Annotated in this window: 16 protein-coding genes; 3 read left to right on the forward strand and 13 right to left on the reverse strand. The window is 60.3% G+C overall.

What is annotated here, in order from left to right:
* Positions 1 to 18: 18 nt before the first annotated feature.
* Both asnS and tig read right to left on the reverse strand, forming a co-directional pair.
* Positions 19 to 1,455: an asparagine--tRNA ligase gene (asnS, locus tag E0E20_RS00205; RefSeq protein ID WP_130836458.1), complete on the reverse strand. Its 1,437-nt coding sequence runs from the start codon at positions 1,453 to 1,455 to the stop codon at positions 19 to 21.
* 38 nt (positions 1,456 to 1,493) lie between these two features.
* Positions 1,494 to 2,888 (reverse strand): trigger factor, encoded by a 1,395-nt coding sequence (tig, locus tag E0E20_RS00210; RefSeq protein WP_130836071.1) that lies wholly within the window; start codon positions 2,886 to 2,888, stop codon positions 1,494 to 1,496.
* A gap of 258 nt (positions 2,889 to 3,146) precedes the next feature.
* Here tig and E0E20_RS00215 point away from each other — a divergent pair, with 258 nt between their 5' ends.
* Together E0E20_RS00215 and E0E20_RS00220 are read left to right on the forward strand one after the other, a co-directional pair.
* Positions 3,147 to 4,085, forward strand: coding sequence for a sensor domain-containing diguanylate cyclase (locus tag E0E20_RS00215; RefSeq protein ID WP_130836072.1), 939 nt, complete (start codon positions 3,147 to 3,149; stop codon positions 4,083 to 4,085).
* A gap of 93 nt (positions 4,086 to 4,178) precedes the next feature.
* Positions 4,179 to 4,658 carry a hypothetical protein gene (locus E0E20_RS00220; protein ID WP_130836073.1) on the forward strand — a complete coding sequence of 160 codons (480 nt, stop codon included), beginning with the start codon at positions 4,179 to 4,181 and terminating at the stop codon, positions 4,656 to 4,658.
* A 104-nt stretch (positions 4,659 to 4,762) separates the two neighbouring features.
* Here the strand turns inward: E0E20_RS00220 and E0E20_RS00225 are convergent, their stop codons facing one another.
* From E0E20_RS00225 to E0E20_RS00250, 6 genes are read right to left on the reverse strand one after another with little or no spacing between them, the layout of a single operon-like run.
* Positions 4,763 to 5,188 carry a DUF1934 domain-containing protein gene (locus tag E0E20_RS00225; protein WP_130836074.1) on the reverse strand — a complete coding sequence of 142 codons (426 nt, stop codon included), beginning with the start codon at positions 5,186 to 5,188 and terminating at the stop codon, positions 4,763 to 4,765.
* Positions 5,185 to 5,850 carry a GntR family transcriptional regulator gene (locus E0E20_RS00230; RefSeq protein WP_130836459.1) on the reverse strand — a complete coding sequence of 222 codons (666 nt, stop codon included), beginning with the start codon at positions 5,848 to 5,850 and terminating at the stop codon, positions 5,185 to 5,187. Before E0E20_RS00230 ends, E0E20_RS00225 begins: the two co-directional genes overlap by 4 nt.
* Positions 5,851 to 5,885: 35 nt before the next feature.
* On the reverse strand, positions 5,886 to 6,812 hold the full coding sequence (gene ispE, locus E0E20_RS00235) for a 4-(cytidine 5'-diphospho)-2-C-methyl-D-erythritol kinase (protein ID WP_130836075.1): 927 nt from the start codon (positions 6,810 to 6,812) through the stop codon (positions 5,886 to 5,888).
* 34 nt (positions 6,813 to 6,846) lie between these two features.
* Positions 6,847 to 7,755: a dihydroorotate dehydrogenase gene (locus E0E20_RS00240; protein ID WP_130836460.1), complete on the reverse strand. Its 909-nt coding sequence runs from the start codon at positions 7,753 to 7,755 to the stop codon at positions 6,847 to 6,849.
* Positions 7,756 to 7,757: 2 nt separating this feature from the next.
* Positions 7,758 to 8,552, reverse strand: a complete 795-nt coding sequence (locus tag E0E20_RS00245; RefSeq protein ID WP_130836076.1) for a dihydroorotate dehydrogenase electron transfer subunit — start codon at positions 8,550 to 8,552, stop codon at positions 7,758 to 7,760.
* 35 nt (positions 8,553 to 8,587) lie between these two features.
* The gene (locus E0E20_RS00250) at positions 8,588 to 9,322 is read right to left on the reverse strand and encodes a lysophospholipid acyltransferase family protein (protein WP_130836077.1); all 735 of its coding nucleotides are present in this window, start codon (positions 9,320 to 9,322) and stop codon (positions 8,588 to 8,590) included.
* 326 nt (positions 9,323 to 9,648) lie between these two features.
* On the opposite strand from E0E20_RS00250, the gene E0E20_RS00255 reads away from it, so the two are divergent.
* Positions 9,649 to 10,923: a dihydroorotase gene (locus tag E0E20_RS00255; protein ID WP_130836078.1), complete on the forward strand. Its 1,275-nt coding sequence runs from the start codon at positions 9,649 to 9,651 to the stop codon at positions 10,921 to 10,923.
* Between the two features lie 107 nt (positions 10,924 to 11,030).
* Here the strand turns inward: E0E20_RS00255 and E0E20_RS00260 are convergent, their stop codons facing one another.
* Genes E0E20_RS00260 through ileS form a run of 5 tightly spaced genes read right to left on the reverse strand, consistent with a single transcriptional unit; the run spans position 11,031 to position 21,730 of the window.
* Positions 11,031 to 12,494: a UDP-N-acetylmuramoyl-tripeptide--D-alanyl-D-alanine ligase gene (locus E0E20_RS00260; RefSeq protein WP_130836079.1), complete on the reverse strand. Its 1,464-nt coding sequence runs from the start codon at positions 12,492 to 12,494 to the stop codon at positions 11,031 to 11,033.
* 56 nt (positions 12,495 to 12,550) lie between these two features.
* Positions 12,551 to 13,630 (reverse strand): D-alanine--D-alanine ligase family protein, encoded by a 1,080-nt coding sequence (locus E0E20_RS00265; protein ID WP_330508614.1) that lies wholly within the window; start codon positions 13,628 to 13,630, stop codon positions 12,551 to 12,553.
* A gap of 40 nt (positions 13,631 to 13,670) precedes the next feature.
* The gene (locus tag E0E20_RS00270) at positions 13,671 to 15,977 is read right to left on the reverse strand and encodes a hydratase (RefSeq protein WP_130836080.1); all 2,307 of its coding nucleotides are present in this window, start codon (positions 15,975 to 15,977) and stop codon (positions 13,671 to 13,673) included.
* A 36-nt stretch (positions 15,978 to 16,013) separates the two neighbouring features.
* Entirely contained in the window at positions 16,014 to 18,497 is a 2,484-nt protein-coding gene (locus E0E20_RS00275) for a glycogen/starch/alpha-glucan phosphorylase (protein ID WP_130836081.1), read from the reverse strand.
* Positions 18,498 to 18,532: 35 nt separating this feature from the next.
* Positions 18,533 to 21,730, reverse strand: a complete 3,198-nt coding sequence (ileS, locus tag E0E20_RS00280; protein ID WP_130836082.1) for an isoleucine--tRNA ligase — start codon at positions 21,728 to 21,730, stop codon at positions 18,533 to 18,535.
* Positions 21,731 to 21,802 lie beyond the last annotated feature (72 nt).

The following is a 21,802-nucleotide window of genomic DNA, read 5'->3' on the forward strand; positions in this document are numbered from 1 at the left end:
GAGCAGGGCTCGTACATATCACAGCTCGCAGTTTCCGAACGTTCTCGGGAACAGCGCAACGTCGCGAATATTTCCCATTCCGGTCAGATACATCACCGCCCGCTCAAAGCCGAGGCCAAAGCCAGAGTGACGCACCGACCCGAAGCGCCGGAGATCAAGATAGAACTGATAATCGCTCTTCTCCATTCCCAACTCGTCCATGCGGGCCGTCAGCCGTTCCAGATCGTCCTCTCTCTGGCTTCCGCCGATGATCTCACCGATTCCCGGGACCAGACAATCCGCCGCCGCGACCGTTCTGCCGTCCGGATTCTGCTTCATATAAAACGCCTTGATTTCTTTCGGATAGTCCGTGACAAAAACCGGCTTCCGGAATACCTGCTCCGTGAGATAGCGCTCATGCTCCGTCTGCAGGTCGCAGCCCCAGTAGACCTTGAAGTCGAACTCGTCGTTATGCTTCTCCAGCAGGGCCACCGCGTCCGTATAGCTGATCCGCCCGAAATCGGACTCCACTACATTGGTGAGGCGCTCGATCAGCCCCCTGTCCACAAAGCTGTTGAAAAACTGCATCTCCTGCGGGCACTGCTCCATGGTGCTGCGGATCATGTATTTCAGCATGGCCTCCGCGCAGTCCATATAATCCCCGAGATCCGCGAAGCACATCTCCGGCTCGATCATCCAGAACTCCGCCGCATGGCGCGTGGTATTGGACTGCTCGGCACGGAACGTCGGCCCGAACGTATAGATATTGCGGAATGCCGTTGCAAAGGCCTCGCCGTTTAACTGTCCGCTGACCGTAAGGCTGGTCTTTTTCCCGAAAAAGTCCTGCGAATAATCAACCGCCCCGTCCTCTCTCCGCGGCACAGACTCAAGCGGAAGCGTCGTGACCTGAAACATCTCTCCGGCCCCCTCGGCGTCGCTCGCCGTAATCAGAGGCGTATGAACATAGACGAAGTCCTGCTGCTGGAAAAACTGATGAATGGCAAAGGCCGCCACCGAGCGGACGCGGAACACCGCCTGAAAGGTATTCGTCCGGGGGCGCAGATGCGGCATCGTGCGGAGGTATTCCAGCGTATGCCGCTTCTTCTGAAGCGGGTACTCCGGTGCGGAGGCTCCCTCCAGAAAAACCTCCTCCGCCTGCATTTCAAAAGGCTGCTTTGCTTCCGGCGTCTCCACAATGACACCCGTCACAATAACCGCTGCCCCGACATTCAGCTTTGCCGTCCCTGCAAAATCGAGCCGGCGAGCCGGCGTTTCCCTTTCCGCGCCGTCCGCCGTGCCATCCAGTGCATCACTGTACACAATCTGAAGCTGCGCAAAGCAGGAGCCGTCCGCGATCACCAGAAAGCCAATGCTTCTGGAATCGCGGTTGCTGCGCACCCAGCCGCCGACCGACACTCTCTGTCCCGCATATTTCCCGGGCTCCTGACTGATTTCCCGTACTTCCGTTAGTCTGATATCCATAACCCGCTTCCTATCCGCTGCTCTGTGTGCGCTCAATAGCCCATCTGCGCCGCGCCCTCGGTCTCCTCAACGCCAAGGCCGTCCGCATCCGCGTCAGAGGCGCCCGCATCTGCCGCTCCGGCTTCCGCATTGTTTTCCTCCGCATTGCCGGCATCCGAAGCCGATGCAGCCGCATCGCCGGTTCCGGCATCTTCTGCTGAGGCGTCCTCCGTGCTGTCCGCGCTGCTCTCCTCTATGCCGCTGTCTGAGGCGGGCTCGGTGATCACCGCATGGCTCACAAGAAACTCCATGACCTTGTCGGTGAGCAGGGATTCATAGAGAGCATAGGCGTCCTCATTCTTTTTATATTCAGAGACGCTGGCGTATCCTCCCTTTGCCGCCGCGCTGTCGAGCGCCGCGTTGTACTCCCGCTTGCCGATCGTAATGTTTTCTTTCTCCGCAATGGCGCCCAGAATAATATACTGCTTCGCCGTGCGGGCCGCCTGCTCGCGGAGCGTTGCCTCATAGGCAGGCGTCTCCTCTTCCTCAGCTTCGGAAGAAGCGCCGTCGCCGGACGCCGCGCTCTCCTCTGTGTCTGCTGCAGACGCAGCCTCCGCCGTGCCGTCCGTCTCCTCTTCCGATGCCGTGGGGCTGACATACTGCATAAAGGTGGCAAGATCCATGCCGTACTGCGCGGCATACTGCGTATAATATTCGGTAAGAGACGCATAATAGCGGTCCACCATAGCCGCCGGCGGCTCCTGAACAAAATTGCTGTTCTCCTCGAGATAGTCCGCAATTTTATTCCTGACGTCCGTATCATAGGTCGACTGCGCCTGCGCAAGCAGCTCTTTCCTCACATAGCTCCGGTAGTCTTCCGCCGTGGAGACGCCCGCAATATTCTGCTTCGCCGCCCACTCGTCCGTCAGCTCCGGCGTGACCAGCGTCTCAATGGAATTGATCGTAACCTCAAAATCCACATCCTTGCCGGCGACCTCCGCATTGCTGTATTCGTCCGGGAACTTCAGATGAAGCACCGGCTTTGACCCGGTTTTCTCCCCAATCAGGCCGTCCTCGAAGCCGTCGATGAAGCTCCCGGAGCCGATCTGAAGATTGTAGCCCTGCGCAGAACCCCCGCTGAACTCCTCGCCGTCGATTTTCCCGACATAATCGATATTGACCGTATCGCCGTCCGCAACCACATCGCGGTCCGTGACATCCTCGTACGAAGCGTCTCCGCTCAGCGTATAATTGATATACATCTCCACGTAGGAGTCGCTGACCGAGGGGGCCGCCTCCTCCACCGGAATGGAGGCGTAGTCGGCGACCTCCACATAATCCGACGCAGTGATTCCCGTAATATAAGCGCTCTTATCCGTGCTGCCGCAGCCTGCCATGGACAGAGCCGTGACCGCCGCCAGTGCGGACGTCAGTATTCTCTTCTTCATCTGCTTTCCTTTCTCACAAAAAAATACAGGGATCGCGGCAGCCGGACGCTCCGCGATACAGAACAAAGTTTAGCACAAGCCCACCCCAGTGGAAAGCCTTTCGCCGGCAAAGTATGAAAAAACACTCCCTGCGGCCGGCTTTCATGATATACTGAGCCGAACAGCGGTCGGAAGCTCCCGTTTCCCGCCGCCCGGACACGACTGTCCCGTTTCCGGAACACACGATTCTGAACAGGGCAGGAGCCGAAAGAACCGACTATGATCTATGACAGCTGTTTCCGCAGTTTAATCGAAAACTTCCCGATGGGCATCTACATCGTAAAGCCGGATCGGACCATCGTATTCTGGAACCGGGCCGCAGAGCAGATCACCGGCTACTCCGCCGAATGGATATGCGGAAGAAAGTGCCCCGACAGCGGGCTCCGGCATCTCGATGACACGGCCTGCCCCCTCTGTGAGACATACTGCCCCTTTATGACGGTTCTCAAAGAGGGCAAAGAGCTCCGCAAACAGGTTTTTGCCCACCATCGCGAGGGGTATCACATTCTGGTGGAAACCATCTTCGTTCCGATCCGGGATGAAAACGGCAGCATCACCGAGGTGGCCGAGGTCTTTTATCCCGCCGATCAGCGTGTGCACAGCGAGAGCGCCATCGAACATCTCTACAATGCCGCCTCCTACGACCGCCTGACCGGGCTCCCCGGACGCGCCTATACCGAGGCCTTTCTGCGGCGGCGCATGAGCGAATATCATCTGTCCGGAGAGCGCTTCGCCGTGCTGTTCTGCGATATCAACGATTTCCGCGATTTCAATAACCAGTACGGACATGAGGCCGGCGATACCGTGCTCCGCTCTTTCGGCACCGCCATGTCCCGCGTTTGCCGCAGCACCGATGTGTTCGGCCGCTGGGGAGGAGACGAGTTTCTTGGCATCTACGTCATTCATAATGAAAACGACACCGCAAGAATCGCCGGAAGAATGCAGGACACCGCTGATGCTCTGCGGATCAGGCATCAGGAGCTCACGCTGACCATCGGTCTTTCCATCGGCATCACCGCCGCCCGGCCGGAGGACGACGAGGCATCGATCGTCGCACGCGCCGACCGGTATATGTATCTTGCGAAGCGCTCCGACTCGCAGCGCACCGTGACCGACCGGGAGGCCGGAGAAGCATCCGGTGGAAGCCATGACGGCTGATTATGCAGGCGCAGGCCATGAGGGCTGATACCGATTGCTCGCGTTTCTAAAGGATGTTACAATGATTTACATGCTAACTTTGGAGGTATCGCCATGCACACCGGACTCATCGTTCTGATCGTTCTCCTCATCGTTCTTGCCGCCGCGGTCGCCGTTCTCTACTTTCTCGGCCGCAGAGCGCAGAAGAAGCAGGAGGAGCAGCAGGCGCAGATCGAGGCCAACAAGCAGACCGTCACCATGCTGGTCATCGACAAGAAAAAGCTCCGTCTCAAGGATTCGGGACTGCCGCAGGCCGTCATGGATCAGACCCCGAAGCTGCTCCGGCGCTCGAAGCTCCCGATCGTCAAAGCCAAGGTCGGTCCGCAGATCCTGTCTCTGGTGGCGGATGAAAAGATTTTTGATTCGATTCCCGTCCGAAAAGAAATCAAGGCGCAGGTCAGCGGCATCTACATTGTGAGCTTTAAGGGGGCGCGCGGCAGTATCAGGCCTCAGACGAATGCAAAGCCGAAAAGCCGGTTCCGCAGATGGCTGGACGATCTGCAGACAAAGGCCGGCGCAAAGCCAATCAAATAACAAAATAATAGAAGAGAGCCGGGCCGTCTCATGCCCGGACAATAAAAGCAGAGCAAGGCCGGGCCGCAGGACGGCTCGGACGCACTATAACAGAGCAGAGCCGGTCACGGAATGACCGGCTCTGCTTTTATCGTTACCCTGCATTCAATGACATAATCCGGGTCCGGCATGAGCCGATACACTGCCTGCGCGTGGAGCTTCTCCCCCAGCGCAAGGCAGACCAGCTGCGAGGTTTCGGTCTCCATCCTGAGCTCTCCGCAGGCTGTGCCATAGCGGCAGACGCAGCGCATCCCTCTCTCCAGCACCAGTTCCGTCCCACCGTCTCGCTCCACTGTGATGCGATGCGAAGCAATCCCGATCTGGCTTGCCCGGGATTTTTCTCCCTTTTCTTCATCCTCTTCATAGCGGAACTCGTGCGTTCCGTTCTCGCCCCGGCGGTATTCCGCCCTGTGCCTGCTCCGGTTTGTCTCCTCGCTGCCGTCCGGATATCTCTGCGTCCCGGTGATGGTCAGCCAGACCTGCCCCGTCATGACTGGCCGTCCCGGCGGAGCTGCGCGATGATTGCCATCTCCTGACGGTCGATATGCTCCCTCGCCGCTTTGGCCGCCGAGATCCTGTCGCCGCGGATGATCGCATCCGTCAGGCACTTGTGCTCCGCCACAAGCTGGCCGTAATTCCGATCATCCTTGATAAATTCATAGCGATACCGGTAGAGCTGATCCGCCAGCCGCCCGCTCACCTCCAGCAGGCATTCGTTGTTCGCTGCATTCTTGATGACATCGTGAAAGGCGACGTCCGCCTCTGCAATCTCCGCGGCATCGCCCTTTTTCACCGCCGCTTCAAAATTTTCGCAGGCCTTTCTGAGCTTTCCCTTATCCTGCGCCGTAATCCGCTCGCAGGCAAGCTCCGAGCTCAGAACGTCGAGCGCCCGCCGCACCTCGAGAACATCCTTCAGCCCTTTTTCCGAAATCTGCGCGACCTGCGCGCCGCTTCTCGGGATGATGCGCACCAGCCCCTCCAGCTCCAGCTTGCGGATCGCCTCGCGGATGGGCGTGCGGCTGACATCAAGCTGATTGGCCAGATGAATCTCCATCAGACGCTCACCCGGCTTCAGCACTCCGGTGAGAATCTGCCTGCGCAGCTTCTTGTACACCGTTTCCCGCAGGGGAAGATACTGATCCTCGTCCTGCATTCTGTAATCTGCCAATGTTCTTCCCTCCCGTCGACTCAGAGGGCTCTGCTCCGGCTCCCGTCCGCAGACGCTTCGCCGTCCCGGTCTCTCACAAAGCCCGTAAGAAAACGTTCAAAGCCGCCAAACTCCGGATGTGCGCAGAGCGCTCCGAACGCGGCCTCTGCCGCCCCCTCCTCCGTAAAGACGGCAAACACGGCAGGGCCGCTTCCGGTCATGACCGCCCGGACAGCTCCCCTCTCCTCCAAAAATCGCTCCAGCCGCCCGATCACGTCAAAACGCGCTGCCGTAACCGTTTCCAGCACATTGCCGGACAGCTCTATCATCTGTTTCACATCGCCGGCCTCAATGGCCTTTATCTGCGCTGGAATATCCGGATGAGAAAAGTCAGCCAGCTCATCCAGCGTCCGATACACCCATGCGGTCGGAACATCGATGTCCGGCTTTACGATAATAAGGCGGCAGTCCGGAGCCGGGCACAGACAGGTAAGGCGCTCACCGATTCCCTCCGCCCTCCGGGTTCCGCCCACAATGCAGTACGGAATATCCGCGCCGAGCGGCAGGGCCGCCTCCTGCAGCTCCTCCTCCGTCACATCCGGGGCGAACATATCGCGGAGCGCGAGAAAGGCCGCCGCCGCGTCCGTGCTTCCCCCCGCCATGCCCGCAGCGACGGGAATGCGCTTCGTCAGTTCAATATCAATGCCCTCGCGGATATCGTATCTCGCCTGCATGATGCGCACGGCGCGGACGATCAGATTGTCCTCTCCGGAGGGCAGCGAACTGCCGGAAATCGAGAGCTTTACCTTTGCATCAAGGGCCCGCCCGGTGCTGCGGAAAACCAGCGTGTCATAAATCCCGACCGTCTGCATGATCATATCGACCAGATGATAGCCGTCCTCCCGGCGGCCGACGACGTCGAGCCCCAGATTGATCTTGGCATAGGCCTTTCTTACTGTGGTAAGCATTTTCCTTTCCTCTCCCCGGTCCGCACCGCGGCCTCTATTCGTGCACCGCCCCGATGATATCCTGCACCGCGCGGATATGATGCCGCTCCAGATACGCCTCGATCCCGTCGATCACGCGCCCCGCCGTCCCGGGATCATGAAAGTTCATCATACCGACCGCGACGCCGGTCGCGCCCGCCAGCAGAAATTCTATGGCATCCTCCGCGCTGCCGATCCCCCCCATGCCGATGATCGGGATACGGACGGCCTGCGCGCACTGGTACACCATGCGGACCGCCACCGGGCGGATCGCCGGTCCCGAGAGCCCGCCGGTCTTATTGGCAAGCGCAAAGGTCTGCCGCTCGATGTCGATCTTCATCCCGGTGATCGTATTGATGAGCGAGACGGCATCCGCTCCGCCGGCCTCGGCCGCCCTCGCCATCTCGGCAATGTCCGACACATTCGGCGTCAGCTTCATGATCACCGGCTGCGCCGCTTTTTTCTTTATTGCAGAAGTAATCTCATACAGACAGCGGGGATCCTGTCCGAACTGGATCGCGCCCCGCGCGACATTCGGGCAGGAGACATTGATTTCCAGCATGGAGACGGTCTTCTCCTGCGCGAGGCGCTCGACCACCGCAAGATACTCCTTCTGCGTGTGTCCGCAGACATTCACGATCACTTTCGTATCAAAGCCGGACAGAAAGGGAAGATCCCGTCTGCAGAACTGCTCCACCCCCGGATTCTGCAGCCCAATGGCATTCAGCATTCCGCCGTACACCTCCGCGACCCGCGGCGTCGGGTTGCCCGGCCACGGAACATCCGCCACTCCTTTCGTGACGACCGCCCCCAGACGGTTCAGATCCGTAAATTCGGCATATTCCATTCCCGACCCGAATGTCCCGGAGGCCGTCATGACCGGATTCCGAAACACCAGTCCGGCGATTTTCACCTGCATGTCCACCATCAGATTTCGACCTCCGAGGCCTCGAACACCGGCCCCTCCGTGCATATCCGCGCGTTGTTCACCTGTGAGTGCTCATCTTTGTGCGTTGTTTTCGCGACACATCCCAGACAGACGCCCACACCGCAGGCCATGCGCTCCTCCAGCGACAGATAGCAGGGAGCTCCCGCTTCCTGTGCAAAGCGCTTGACACCCCGGAGCATGGGGAGAGGGCCGCAGGCACAGACCGCGTCAAAGACCGGCGCCGCCGCGCGCACCGCATCGAGGACGTTGCCGCGCTCCCCCGCGCTCCCGTCCTCCGTCGCGATCAGCACCGCATCCGCGGTCTTCTCAAACTCCTCCGCCAGAAACAGCCGCGCTGTCCGGTAGCCCAGCGCCGCCGTAACCCTGCGCTCCGGCTCCCGTGCTTTCAGCGCCGCCGCAAGCTCCAGCAGCGGCGGAATCCCGATTCCTCCCCCGAGAAGAAGTACGTTTTTTCCCCGGAGCGCGTTCAGATCATAGCCGTTGCCCAGTATGCCGAGCACCGAAAAGCTCTCGCCCGGCTGCGCCGCCGCAAGCTCCCCCGTTCCTTTCCCGACAGCGCGGTAGACGAGGCGGAGCGTACACTCCCCGGGATCCGCGCGGCAGATGCTGATCGGCCGCGGGAGGAGCGCCGACCGGTCATGCGGATATACCCCGACAAACTGCCCCGGAATCACCGCGGGGAAATCCCCCTCCGGCAGCCGGAAAACCGTGGAATACACATCGTCCGCAAGCCTTGCCGCTGCGGCGACGGTCATGTTCATTCTTGCTTTCATAATGCCTCCGAAGCTCCCGGCGGTGTGCCGGAAGCTCAAAGCTGCTTCACTTCCTCGCGGTAACGCGCCATGATTCGCTCCCGCACCTGCTCCGGCAGCTTCCCACGCTCCGCGGGCTTCATCCCGGCCGTCTCGATGGGCTCGCCGAAATCAATGATGATATGCCCGGGCCGGATCTTCGGCATGTGATCGTCCAGAATCGCTCCCGCTCCGACGATCGTGACCGGGATTACCGGCGCTCCCGCACGGATTGCGATCTTGAAGCTCCCGCTGTGAAACGGCAGAAATTCTCCCTCCGTCCTGCTCCGCGTCCCCTCGGGAAACAGAAAGACCGATCGGCCGCTTTTTACTTTTTCAATCGCCGCCAGTATCGTCTCAAGCCCCTGCTTCGTGTCCTTTCTGTCGAGAAAGAGACAATGGATATTCTTCATCCAAAAGCGCAGCAGCGGTATCCGGGCAAACTCAATCTTTGCAAGGAAGCCGGTCGGACGCAGCATGAGCGGATAGCTCGCGATCACATCAAAAAAGCCCCGGTGATTTGCCGCGAACACAACGGCGCGGTCGGTCGGGATGTTCTCCCGCCCCTTTGCCGTGACGCGGATGCCGGAAATCGCTCCGATGCAGCGGAAGCCGTGCTTCACCCAGTTCATGATGAAGTAATCCCTCTTCTCCGGGCTGCGCCGTCCGATCAGCCATATCACAGGCTCCAGCAGCATGCTGAACAAAAGATAAACAGTGACATACAGAACCGCCAGAATGGTACGCAGCATAAACCGTTCTCCCTCGTGTACTAAATTGTATACAATTTTAGCATAGATGCCGGGAAATGAAAACCGCCGCTCCCGCTGCTCCGTTCAGACCGCTCAGAGGCGCGGCATCCCGGCGCGCAGCCCGGCGCAAAGCGAGCCGCACCCCTGCGCGGAGCAGGTCATATCCCGGCCAAAGCGGACGCGGCTCCGTGCAAAGCAGACCGTATTCCTGTACAAAGCGGAGACTTTTTCCTGTGCGAAGCGGTTCGGATAAAGTACAATGAGTGCAATGAAATAAGATAGCAACGAGATAAGATAACCGTGAGATCAAAGAAAGGAGCTATTGCATGCTGATACGCAGTGCCAGAGTCTGTGACCCCGCAGGAGGTATCGACAGCGTCATGGATATTCTGATCCGGGACGGCCGCATCGCCGCCATGGGACCGGCTCTCCCCTGTCCCCCCGGAGAGGAAATCATCGAGGCCGCGGGGCTCCTCGCGGCGCCCGGACTGATCGACACGCATTCCCACTTCCGCGACCCCGGCTTTCCTCTCAAGGAGGATATTTTCTCCGGTGCCGCCGCGGCGGCGCGGGGCGGCTATACCTCAGTTATTATGATGGCCAACACGAAGCCGCCGATCGACAATCCCGGGACGCTTCGCTCTGTCCTGAAAAAAGGCGCGGAAACCCCCGTTCATATTTACAGCTGCGCCAATGTAACAAAGGGAATGAGCGGGGAGGATCTGACGGATTTCAGGGCGCTTTCCGGGGCAGGTGCCGTCGGCTTTACGGACGACGGCAGGCCGATCACGGATGCCGCGCTTTTAAGAGAGGCCTTGGAAGAGGCCGCGGCGCTCGATCTCCCCGTCTCTCTTCATGAGGAGGATCCCGCCCATGTCCGCCACGCCGGAGTCAATGCCGGAGGCGCCGCCGCCGCGGCGCTCGGCCTCATCGGCGCAGACCGGGAGGCGGAGCGCGTCATGGTGGAACGGGACATCCGTCTCGCGCTGGAGACCGGGGCCGACGTCGTCATTCAGCATATCAGCGCAAAGGAGTCCGTCGAGCTGGTTCGCCGCGGTAGAGCCCTGTCCCCGCGCATTCATGCCGAAGCCACGCCGCATCACTTCTCCCTCACGGAGGATGCCGTTATAAAAAAAGGGACCGCCGCCAAATGCAATCCCCCGATTCGGACGGAGGAGGACCGGCTTGCCATCATCGAGGGCCTGCGTGACGGCACCATTGACATGATCGCGACGGATCATGCCCCGCACACGGCGGGAGAAAAGGCCATGCCCTTTCCCGAGGCTCCCAGCGGCATGATCGGCCTCGAAACCGCCTTTTCCCTCGGCCTCCGGGAGCTCGTGAACAAGGGATATCTCTCCCTTATGGATCTGCTCCGCCTCATGACCGTAAATCCCGCGGAATTGTATCATCTGCCGGCGGGACGCCTTGCGGTCGAAGCGGCGGCCGATCTGATGCTCTGCGATCTTCATGCGAGCTGGGTCGTCTCGGAGCCGTTCGCCTCCCGCGCCTCCAATTCGCCTTTCCTCGGGGAGACGCTCCCGGGCGTCATCCGCTGCACCATCGCCGGCGGGCGTATCGCGTTCCGGCGCGATGGCTGAAAATCAAATGCCCCGCAGTAAAACTGCGGGGCATTTGGCCTGAGGTGATCGTCAAGGTTCTGCACACATGATCCCGGCCTGCCGTTTTCAAGTGAAAACCGCTTTGCTCAGCTCTCTTCCTGCTGCGCGGCGCGCGCCTCCTCCGCGAGAAGCGCAGCGAGCTCCTCGAGCCGCATCCCCCGCGAGGCCTTGACAAGAAACGCTGTGTCCGGCTCCACGAGCTTTCGCAGAACGCCCTTTGCCTCCTCCTTGTCCGCGCAGGCAAAAACCTGCAGCCGCCTCCCGGAGCTGCCCGCAGCTGCGGGCACCGTGTCTCCGGCAGCGGAGACCGCAGCCGCCGCCTCCGCGAGCGCCGCCGAGGCGTACCCCACAGCGACAAGCACGTCGATCGCCAGCGTTCCCGCCTCGGCCCCCACCTCGCGGTGAAGCCTCTCTTCTTCCTCTCCCAGCTCAAACATATCACCAAGCACGGCCACGCGCCGCGCCGCGCCGGAGGCGGCAAGGATCCGGAGTCCTGCCTTCATCGACTGCGGGTTGGCGTTATAGGCGTCGTTGTAAACCGTAATATTCCCCGCGCAGTGCAGCACCTCCATGCGCATGGACGTCGGTGCATAGTCCGCGATCCCCCGCGCGATTTCCTCTGTGCTGAGACCGAAATGCAGGCCGATCGCCGCCGCGGTCAGCGCCGGGTAGATCATATGACGCCCGGGCGAGGGCACGGTAAGGGCAATTCGCCCCGCCGGCGTATCCGCGTCAAAATGCACGCTCTCTCCGCCCTGCTCCCGGATATTCTCCGCCCGGAAATCGCAGCTCTTGCTTTCTCCGACCCATGCGAAGCAGAAGCGCCGCTGCATTCCGGCATCCTCCCGGAGGCGGCGGAGATATTCGTCGTCTCCGTTTAATACCGCGAAGCCGCCCTCCTCCAGCCCGTGAAAGATTTCCGTCTTCGCCCGGAAAATATTTTCCCTGCTCCCGAGTATTCCGATGTGCGCCTCGCCGATGTTCGTGATCACCGCCGCCTGCGGCTTGGCGCAGCGCACCAGACGGTCGATCTCGCCCGGATGATTCATCCCCATTTCCACAACGGCGATCTCTGTCGTCCGATCCATGCCAAACAGCGTCTTCGGCACACCGATCTCATTATTGAAGTTGCCCTGCGTTTTCAGCACTCGGCAGTGAACGGCAAGAACCGAGGCGATCATGTCCTTGGTCGTCGTCTTTCCGACGCTCCCGGTCACCGCCACCGTCGGAACGGCAAAGCGGCTGCGATGCCATGCGGCGAGAGTCCCCCATGCCCGCACCGTGTCCGGTACCTGCACATAAAATTTCCCGGGGACATAGGCTCCGGGATCCTCTGAAATCACGCAGCCGGCAGCTCCCGCCGCCAGCGCGCCTCCCACAAAGCGATGCGCGTTGTTTTTTTTACCTACAAAGGCAAAGAACACCTCGCCTCCCGTCACCTCGCGGTGATCCGAGAGAACGCCGGTGATCTTTCTGCCGCGGTCCCGGTATTCGCCGAGCAGCGTCCCGCCGACGGCCTGAACCAGTTCTTCCAGTGTAAAAGCTTCCAAATGCCGCTCCATTCTTTCTTTGGAAAATCAGCGCATCCGCATGATTTTCACGCGAATCAGCCCCTCTTTGCCAGAGCGTCGCGCAGGATGCGCTCGCACAGCTCCCCGTAGGAGATTCCCACGGCCGCCGCCTCCTGCGGGACAAGACTCGTCGGCGTCATCCCGGGGAGCGTATTAACTTCAAGGAAGCAGACCCGATTGTCCTCCGTCACGATAAAGTCGCTCCGGGAATAGGTCATCAGTCCCAGCGCATCATGCACCGCGAGGGCGATCTCGCCCATGCGCCGCTCCACCTCGGGTGTACAGCGCCCCGGGCAGATTTCCTCCGACGCGCCCGGCTGATATTTGTTGGTATAATCATAAAAACGGGTCTTCGGGGCAATCTCCGCCGAGGGGAGAGCACGGCCCTCCAGCACGGCGCAGGTAAACTCCCGGCCCTCGATGTACTGCTCCGCGAGAAGATCGCTCCCGTAGGACAGACACTCCCGGATCGCCGGGACAAGCTCTTCCCGCCGCTTTATGATGAAAACGCCTACCGAAGAACCGCCTGTCGGCGTTTTGACGACGCAGGGCACGGAGAGCTTCTCCACAATGGCCTCCGCGATATCCTCCGCATTCTCCGCACACTGCCCGCGGAAATACTGCCAGTCCGGCGTGGGCACGCCCAGCGGGCGCACCATCCGCTTGGTGATCATCTTGTCCATCGCCATCGCCGCGCCAAGATAGCCCGAGCCGGTATAGGGAATCCCCATCATGTCGAAGACCGCCTGCACCCGGCCGTCCTCTCCGTTCATCCCGTGGAGTGCGATGAATACGATGTCCGCGCTGCGGCATATTTCGAGCACGCCGAGGCCGAACAGGGACGGGCTCTGCCATCTGCGAGAGCGCCGCACGGCGTCCAGATCCGGGGCCACGCCGTCGAACACCACCGGCAGGAGCTCCGGCAGCTCGTCAAACAGCGTCTCCGGATTCTCCTGTATCGACTCATCCATATTTTCCAGACCGAGAAACAGATCCACCAGCACCGCGCGGTGCCCGTTCTCCCGCAACGCGCCGCAGACCTTTGTCCCGGAGGAAAACGATATTTTACGCTCTGTGCTGAGTCCGCCTGCCAGAACGACAACTTTCAGTCCCATTGCTTCCTCCGCTCCGGAGCCCCCGCTCCGGCACAATTCATCATGCTTTCCGACGGTTATAATTGATCAGGCAGCCGCTCAGAATAATCCCGCGTTCCTCATCCGTCAATTCGCCCAGCATCACCGTAAACGGACGCAGTTCCCCGTCCTTCACCGCATAGCCCGTGATCTCCGCCGCCCGGCTCTCCACCGCCGTGCGGATCCCCGGGAAAAACAGGAAATCCTGATTCGCAAACGGCAGCGCACCCGCGGGAATCACAAACGGAAGCATGCCCCAGTTTATCAGATTGCTCCGGTAGCGCTTCGTCGCATATTCATTGGCGATATTGGCCCAGCCGCCCAGAACTTTCTGACAGGAGGCCGCCTGCTCCCGCGCGGAGCCGTCACCCGGCTTCACGGCGAAGATCACCGAGCCGAAGCCGATATTTTCATGTCCGACCTCCGGGAAAGCTGCCTTGACCGTCCGGATCACCGGGCGCAGCGCCGGCACCGCATCCGCCGCACAGCTCCCGGAGACGAGCGCATCCTGCGCCGCGCGGATCATCTTGGCCCGGCCCACATACTCCGGGTCTTTCCGCGAGAGCGTAAACTCTGCAAGTCCCAGCGGATTCGAGCGGTAGGACGAGGTCTCTCCCGAGGGAATCAGTTCATCGGTCGTGGTGACCGGATCGTGGATCTCCGCCGCGACCTGCAGCACCAGATTCTCAGGAAGCGGCTGCATCTCCGGCCAGTCCTTGATGTTCGGTCCGAGCTGCACCTCCACCGAGAGGTCCGGCACACCGTGTGAGTCAAAGACACGATTTGCGTAGATCGTCCGGTCGAAGCGATACGCATAGGTCGGAATATCCCGGTCAAGCTCGGTCGCCGGCGTGAGGAAGCCCTGATTCGCCGCCGTCGCCGCGATTGAGCGGGCATCCATCAGCGCCACGGAGGATACCTGCCCGTTCTGCGGCTTCGAGCCCTCCCGGTTCGGGAAATTCCGCGTCGAGTGCCGGATGGAGAACGCATTGTTCGCCGGCGTATCTCCCGCGCCGAAGCATGGGCCGCAGAAGCAGGTCTTCATGACCGCGCCGGCCTCGATCAGCTTTGCCGCGCAGCCGTTTTTCAGCAGCTCCATGTAGATCGGCATGGAAGCCGGATAAAAGCTCAGGGTAAACGCGCCGTTTCCGATGTTCCCGCCGGAAAGAATCTCCGCCGCCGCGCACAGATTCTCAAAGCCGCCGCCGGCACAGCCCGCAATGATTCCCTGCTCCACGAGGAGCTTTCCGTTCACGGCCTTGTCCTGCAACGAATAGGAGACCTCGTCTCCGAACGCGACCCTTGCCCTCTGCTCCGTCTCATGCAGGATATCCGTGAGGTTCGCGTTGACCTCCTCAATCGGATAGGCCATGCTCGGGTGGAACGGCATCGCGATCATCGGGCGGACCGCTGCGAGATCGACCTCCACCACGCTGTCATAATACGCCGCGTCGCCGGGGCGGAGCTCACGGTAGCACTCGCTTCTGCCGTGCAGTGCGTACCAGTCCTTTGTCCTCTCATCCGTCTGCCAGATCGAGGAGAGACAGGTCGTCTCGGTCGTCATGACGTCGATGCCGATGCGGAAATCCGTTGAAAGGGCGGTCACACCGTCTCCGACAAACTCCATGACCTTGTTCTTCACAAAGCCGTTCTTAAAGACTGCCCCGATGATCGCCAGCGCCACGTCCTGCGGCCCGACGCCGCGCGCCGGCTCGCCGGTGAGATGAACCGCGACCACCTGCGGACGGCGGATGTCATAGGTCTGCCCGAGAAGCTGCTTGACCAGCTCCGGGCCGCCCTCTCCCATCGCCATGGTGCCGAGCGCGCCGTAGCGCGTGTGGGAATCCGAGCCGAGAATCATCGCGCCGCACTCGGCGAGCATCTCGCGGGCATATTGGTGGATAACCGCCTGATGCGGGGGAACATAGGCCCCGCCGTAGCGCTTCGCGGCCGTAAGGCCGAACATGTGATCGTCCTCGTTGATAGTCCCTCCGACGGCGCAGAGCGAATTGTGGCAGTTCGTGAGCACATAGGGCAGGGGAAAACGCTCCAGCCCCGAGGCCCGCGCCGTCTGTATGATCCCGACATAGGTGATGTCATGGGAGGTCAGCTTGTCAAAGCGGATCCGGAGCGCCTCCATATCCTCCGCTCTGTTGTGTCCGGAGAGAATGCCGTAGGCGATCGTCCCTTTCCGCGCCTCCTCCGGGCAGGCCAGACCGGCCGGAACGCCGGCTGCCGCCAGCGCTGCCGGGGTCTCCTCGTCGTCCGGGATCCACGTCTTTCCGCCGATAAGATAGTATCCGTTCTCTTTCAGAGTCACCGCTGCCATCTGTGTCCTCCTTTATTTATCTGCCGCCCGGCCGTCTCATTTCTTCCCAGCTGCCGCTCCTTTTCCCGCTGCGCTCCTGTCCGTCTTATCCGTCTTCGCGCCGGACGTCCGGGCAGAACCTCCCGCCGCGCCGCTCCTGTCCGCAAAAACCTTTTTCAGATGCCAGATGTCCCGTACATACTCCTCAATGGTTCGGTCGGAGGAGAATTTGCCGGCCGCCGCTGTATTGAGCAACGCCATCCTCGCCCAGCTTCTGGTGTCGCTGTACGCCGCATCGATCCGGCGCTGCGCCTCCGCATAGGCCTCAAAATCTTTCAGAATGAAGTAACGGTCCGCCCGCTCGACACCCGCGCCGCCGAGCAGGGAATTGTACAGAGGGCGAAAGCGCTCCGGGTCGTCCGGAGAATAGCTTCCGTTCACCAGCTGCATCAGAACCTGACGGACGTTCTGGTCGCTGTTGAAGATCTCATACGGCTGATAGCCGCCGTTCGTCTCGTAGCCGATTACCTCCTCAGAGGTGAGGCCGAAGATGAACATATTCTCTTTTCCGACCTCCTCGAGCATCTCAACATTGGCGCCGTCCAGCGTGCCGACAGTCAGCGCTCCGTTCAGCATCAGCTTCATGTTGCCGGTGCCGGAGGCCTCCTTTGACGCCGTGGAGATCTGCTCGGAGACGTCCGCCACCGCATTGATGAGTTTGATCGTGAGCTTCGCGTTGCGGTATCCCGCCGCGGCTTTCGCGCCGAAGATAAACGTGCGCCGGTTCATGCGCAGCCCCGGGTTCGCCTTGATCTGATTATACAGATACATGACGTGCAGAATGTTGAGGAGCTGACGCTTGTATTCATGCAGACGCTTGACCTGAACATCGTAGATGGAATGCGGGTCGACCGTGATGCCGTTGTGCTCGAGAATATACTTCGCGAGGCGCTGCTTGTTCTTATATTTGATCTGCATGAACTCGCGCTGCGCTCTGGCGTCGTCCGCATAGAGACGCAGATCGGCAATCCGTGACAGATCGGTGATCCACTCCTCGCCCACATGCTCCGTGACCCAGTCCGCAAGCAGGGGATTCCCGTGCAGAAGAAAGCGTCTCTGCGTGATGCCGTTGGTTTTGTTGCTGAATTTCTGTGGGAAGAGCTCGTAGAAATCCCGGAGCTCCTGCTGCTCGAGAATCTGCGTGTGAAGCCGCGCGACGCCGTTGACCGAGAAGCCCGCGACAATGGCAAGGTTCGCCATGCGGACCTGCCCGTCGTAGATCACCGCCATCTTCCGGATTTTCGCGTTCACATCCGCGTCGGTATTGTCGTAGCGCTCATGAAGCATGATCAGGAAGCGCCGGTTGATCTCCTCCACAATCTGATAAATGCGGGGCAGGAGCTTGCTGAACAGCTCAATCGGCCACTTCTCGAGCGCTTCCGCCATAATGGTATGGTTCGTGTAGGCGCAGCTTCTCGTCACAACGCCCCATGCATCGTCCCATGACAGCCCGCAGTCGTCCATGAGTATGCGCATCAGCTCCGGCACCGTCAGCGTGGGGTGCGTGTCGTTGAGCTGGAAGACATATTTTTCATCGAGCTTCGTCAGATCCCTGTGGCGTGTAAGGTACTTCTTCACCGCCTGCTGTATCGATGCCGACACGAAGAAATACTGCTGCTTGAGGCGCAGCTCCTTGCCCTGATAATGGTCATCACAGGGGTAAAGCACCTCCGTGATGAGCTTTGCCAGATTTTCCTCCTCCACGGCTTTGTTGTAATCGCCCTTGTCAAAGGAATCCAGATGAAACTCCACGATCGGCTCCGCATCCCAGATGCGCAGCGTATCGACAAAGCCGTTGCCGTAGCCGATCACCGGAAGATCGTAGGGGACCGCGCGGACGCGCTGATAGCCCTCCTGCCGGTACATCAGCCGCCCGTCCGCGGTCGTATAGGTGGAGACATAGCCGCCGAAGCGCACCTCCTGCGTGTATTCCGGACGCTTGATCTCAAGCGGGTTGCCGTTCCGGAGCCAGTTGTCCGGCACCTCGACCTGATATCCGTCGACGATCTTCTGCCGGAACATACCGTAATGATAGCGGATGCCGCAGCCGTAGGCCGGGTAATTCAGCGTCGCCAGCGAATCGAGGAAGCAGGCGGCAAGCCTCCCCAGACCGCCGTTGCCGAGGGCCGCATCCGGCTCCTCGTCCTCAATGGCGTTGATATCAAAGCCCAGCTCCTTAAGAGCCTCGCCGACCGCCCGGTACGCGCCCAGATTGATGGCGTCGTTCCCGAACGCGCGGCCCATCAGAAACTCCATCGACAGGTAGACCACCTGCTTGGGATCCTGCTCCTCAAAGGCTTTCTGCGTCTTCATCCAGCAGTCGATGATCTGATCACGGAGAGCCTGCGCCGCCGCCTGAAAGACCTCCTGCTTCGAGGCTTCTTTCCGTTCCCTGCGGTACATGGTCCGGATATTGTATTCCACGCTGCGCTTGAACAGTTCCTTGTCAAATGTAAAGGGTGCTTTTTTTGCTGCCGCCATTGTGCTCCTGTCTCCCTGTCCTCTGCTGTTCTCCATCATTCCGCGAGCTTTTCCACGCCGATGGTTACCGTCTCACCGTTGATGTCCCATTCCTTTTCGTTCGCCAGCGTCTCTCCGTTTCCGACCGCGTCCGCCAGCACCTTGCCCGTAATCAGCTTCTCATGCCGCGCCGCGATCTCCGAGAGCTTCGCATTTCCGTTCAGCGTGACATGGATATGGTCCATCACCTCGAAGCCGGAATTTTTGCGCATCGTCTGGATTTTGCTGATGAGCTCAAGGACATAGCCCTCTTCCAGCAGATCCTCCGTCAGATTCGTATCAAGAACAACCGTCACGCCGCCGTCCTCCTGCGTGACATAGCCCTCCTGCTGCATCATGTCGATCAGCAGATCCTCCCCCGCAAGCTCGATGGTTTCGCCCTGATCCTCAAAGCGCAGCACGCCGCCCGCGTTCAGCTCATCCATGGCCGCATTGCCGTCGAGCGCGGACAGATACCGGCGGATCCCGCCGAGGTGCTTCCCGTACTTCGGCCCCACGGTCTTAAGCTGCGGCTTGAACGTGTAGGTCGTATAGCTCCGGACGTCCTCGGTAAAATACACGTTCTTCACGTTCAGCTCATCCTCGATGATCTCGCGGTACAGCCCCCCCAGCGCCTCCGGCGCCTTGACGTACATGGCGCGGATCGGCTGCCGGTTCTTGATCGCGGAGAGATTGCGGCAGGCTCTTCCGAGCACAACAATCCGGAGAACCTCCTTCATGGAACGCTCAAGCTCCCCGTCGATCCGGCTTTCGTCCGTTTCCGGCCATGCGCACAGATGAATGCTCTCCGGCGCGGAGGCGTCCACGCTCCGGACAATGTTCTGATAGATTTCCTCCGTCATGAACGGAATCATCGGAGCCGCGCAGAGACAAACGTTCTTCAGCGCCTCATGCAGCGTCAGGTAGGCGTTTATCTTGTCCTGCTCCATGCCCTTCGCCCAGAAGCGCTCTCTGCCCCGGCGGACATACCAGTTGGACATGTCGTCCACGAAGTCCTCCAGCACCGCCGCCGCCTCGGGAAGACGATAGGCCGCAAGATTGGCGTCGGTCTCCCGGATCATCGTGTTCATCTTCGAGAGAAGCCACCGGTCCATCACCGGGAGACGGTCATAGTCCAGCGTATACTTTGTCGGGTCGAACCGGTCGATTTCCGCATACAACGTATAGAACGCATAGCTGTTCCACAGAGTCCCGAGAAATTTGCTCTGCCCCTCCTTGACGGCCTTGCCGGAGAAGCGCTTGGGCAGCCACGGGGCGCTCGCCGTGTAGAAATACCAGCGGACGGCATCTGCGCCATACTCGTTCAGGGCGTCCATCGGATCAACCGCATTGCCCTTGGATTTTGACATCTTGTTGCCGTTCTCATCGAGGACAAGCCCCATGACGACGACGTTTTTGAACGCCGGGCGGTTGAAGAGGAGCGTCGCCTCCGCGTGCAAGGAATAGAACCAGCCTCTCGTCTGATCCACCGCCTCGGAGATGAAAGAGGCCGGGAACTGCTTCTCGAAGAGCTCCTTGTTTTCAAAGGGATAGTGGAGCTCGGCATACGGGCAGGCTCCGGAATCAAACCAGCAGTCGATCACCTCCGGCACGCGCGCCATGCTGCCTCCGCAGTCCGGACAGGGAATGTGAAATTCGTCGACAAAGGGCCGGTGCAGCTCGGTCGTCTCTGCTTTCGGATCGCCGGAGAGCTCCGCCAGCTCCTTTTTTGAGCCCACGCAGATCCGTTTTCCGCAGTCGGGGCACTCCCAGATCGGAAGCGGCGTCCCCCAGTAGCGGTCCCTCGACAGCGCCCAGTCCTGAATGTTCTCAAGCCAGTTGCCGAAGCGCCCCTCGCCCATGGTGGCGGGAACCCAGTTGATCTCCTTATTGTTGCGGACAAGGTCGTCGCGCACCGCCGTCATCCGGATAAACCACGATTCACGGGCATAGTAGATGAGCGGCGTGTCGCAGCGCCAGCAGTGCGGGTAGTCGTGCTCCACTTTCGGCGCGGAGAAAAGGATCCCCCTCTCCTCCAGATCCTCAAGCACCGCCGGATCACAGCTGACCGCGCCCTCGTCCAGCTCATGCTGCGTGGGCTTGCAGCGCATCCCGGCAAACTTTCCCGCCTCCGGCTTCATGCGCCCGTGATCATCCACCATCTGCACGAACGGCGCGTCGTACTTTCTCCCCACGCGGGCGTCGTCCTCACCGAACGCCGGCGCGATGTGAACGATGCCAGTGCCGTCGGTCATGGTGACATAGTCGTCGCAGTAGACGAAAAACGCCTTTTTGTGCTGTCTGTCGGCCGCGTCCTTCGCGCACTGGTACAGCGGCTCGTACTCCCTGTATTCGAGCTCCGCGCCTTTCATGCGGGCAAGAACCTCATAGGCGGACTCCCCATCCTCCGCCAGCGGCCCGAGAACCTTATCCAGAAGCGCCGAGGCCATATAGTAGGTATATCCGTCGACGCAGCGAACCTTTGCGTACTCCTCCTCCGGGTTCACGCAGAGCGCGATGTTCGAGGGCAGTGTCCACGGCGTCGTCGTCCACGCGAGGAAATACGCGTTCTCTCCGGACACCTTGAAGCGCACGACGGCCGTGCGGTCTTTCAGCGTCTTATAGCCCTGCGCGACCTCGTGAGAGGACAGGGGCGTTCCGCAGCTCGGGCAGTAGGGCACCACCTTGAAGCCCTTGTACAGCAGGCCCTTGTTCCAGATCTGCTGCAGCGCCCACCACTCGGACTCGATATAATCGTCGTAATAGGTGACATAGGGGTTCTTCATATCGGCCCAGAAGCCGACCTTTTCGGAAAACTTCTCCCACATCCCCTTGTAGGTCCAGACGGATTCCTTGCACTTCTCGATAAAGGGCTCCAGACCGTAGGCCTCGATCTGATCCTTTCCCTCGATGCCGATCTCTTTCTCGACCTCGAGCTCCACCGGGAGCCCGTGGGTATCCCAGCCCGCCTTGCGCGGGACCTGCTCCCCTTTCATGGTCCGGTAGCGGGGAATCATATCCTTGATGACGCGGGTTTCCACATGGCCGATATGGGGCCTGCCATTTGCCGTCGGAGGGCCGTCGTAGAACATATAGATCGGATGTCCCTCATTCTGCTCCACGCTCTTTTCAAAAATTCTGTTTTCGGCCCAGAACCTCGCCGTGTTCTCTTCTCTCTCGACAAAATTCAGATCCGGACTTACTTTCTTATACATATGCCTGTCATCCTCTTCTTCCGTCATTTTTCATGGAACCCGTAAATATCCGACACGTCTCTCCGCCGGGCG

Source organism: Lachnoclostridium sp. Marseille-P6806 (assembly GCF_900625025.1).
Taxonomy (GTDB): domain Bacteria; phylum Bacillota; class Clostridia; order Lachnospirales; family Lachnospiraceae; genus CAG-791.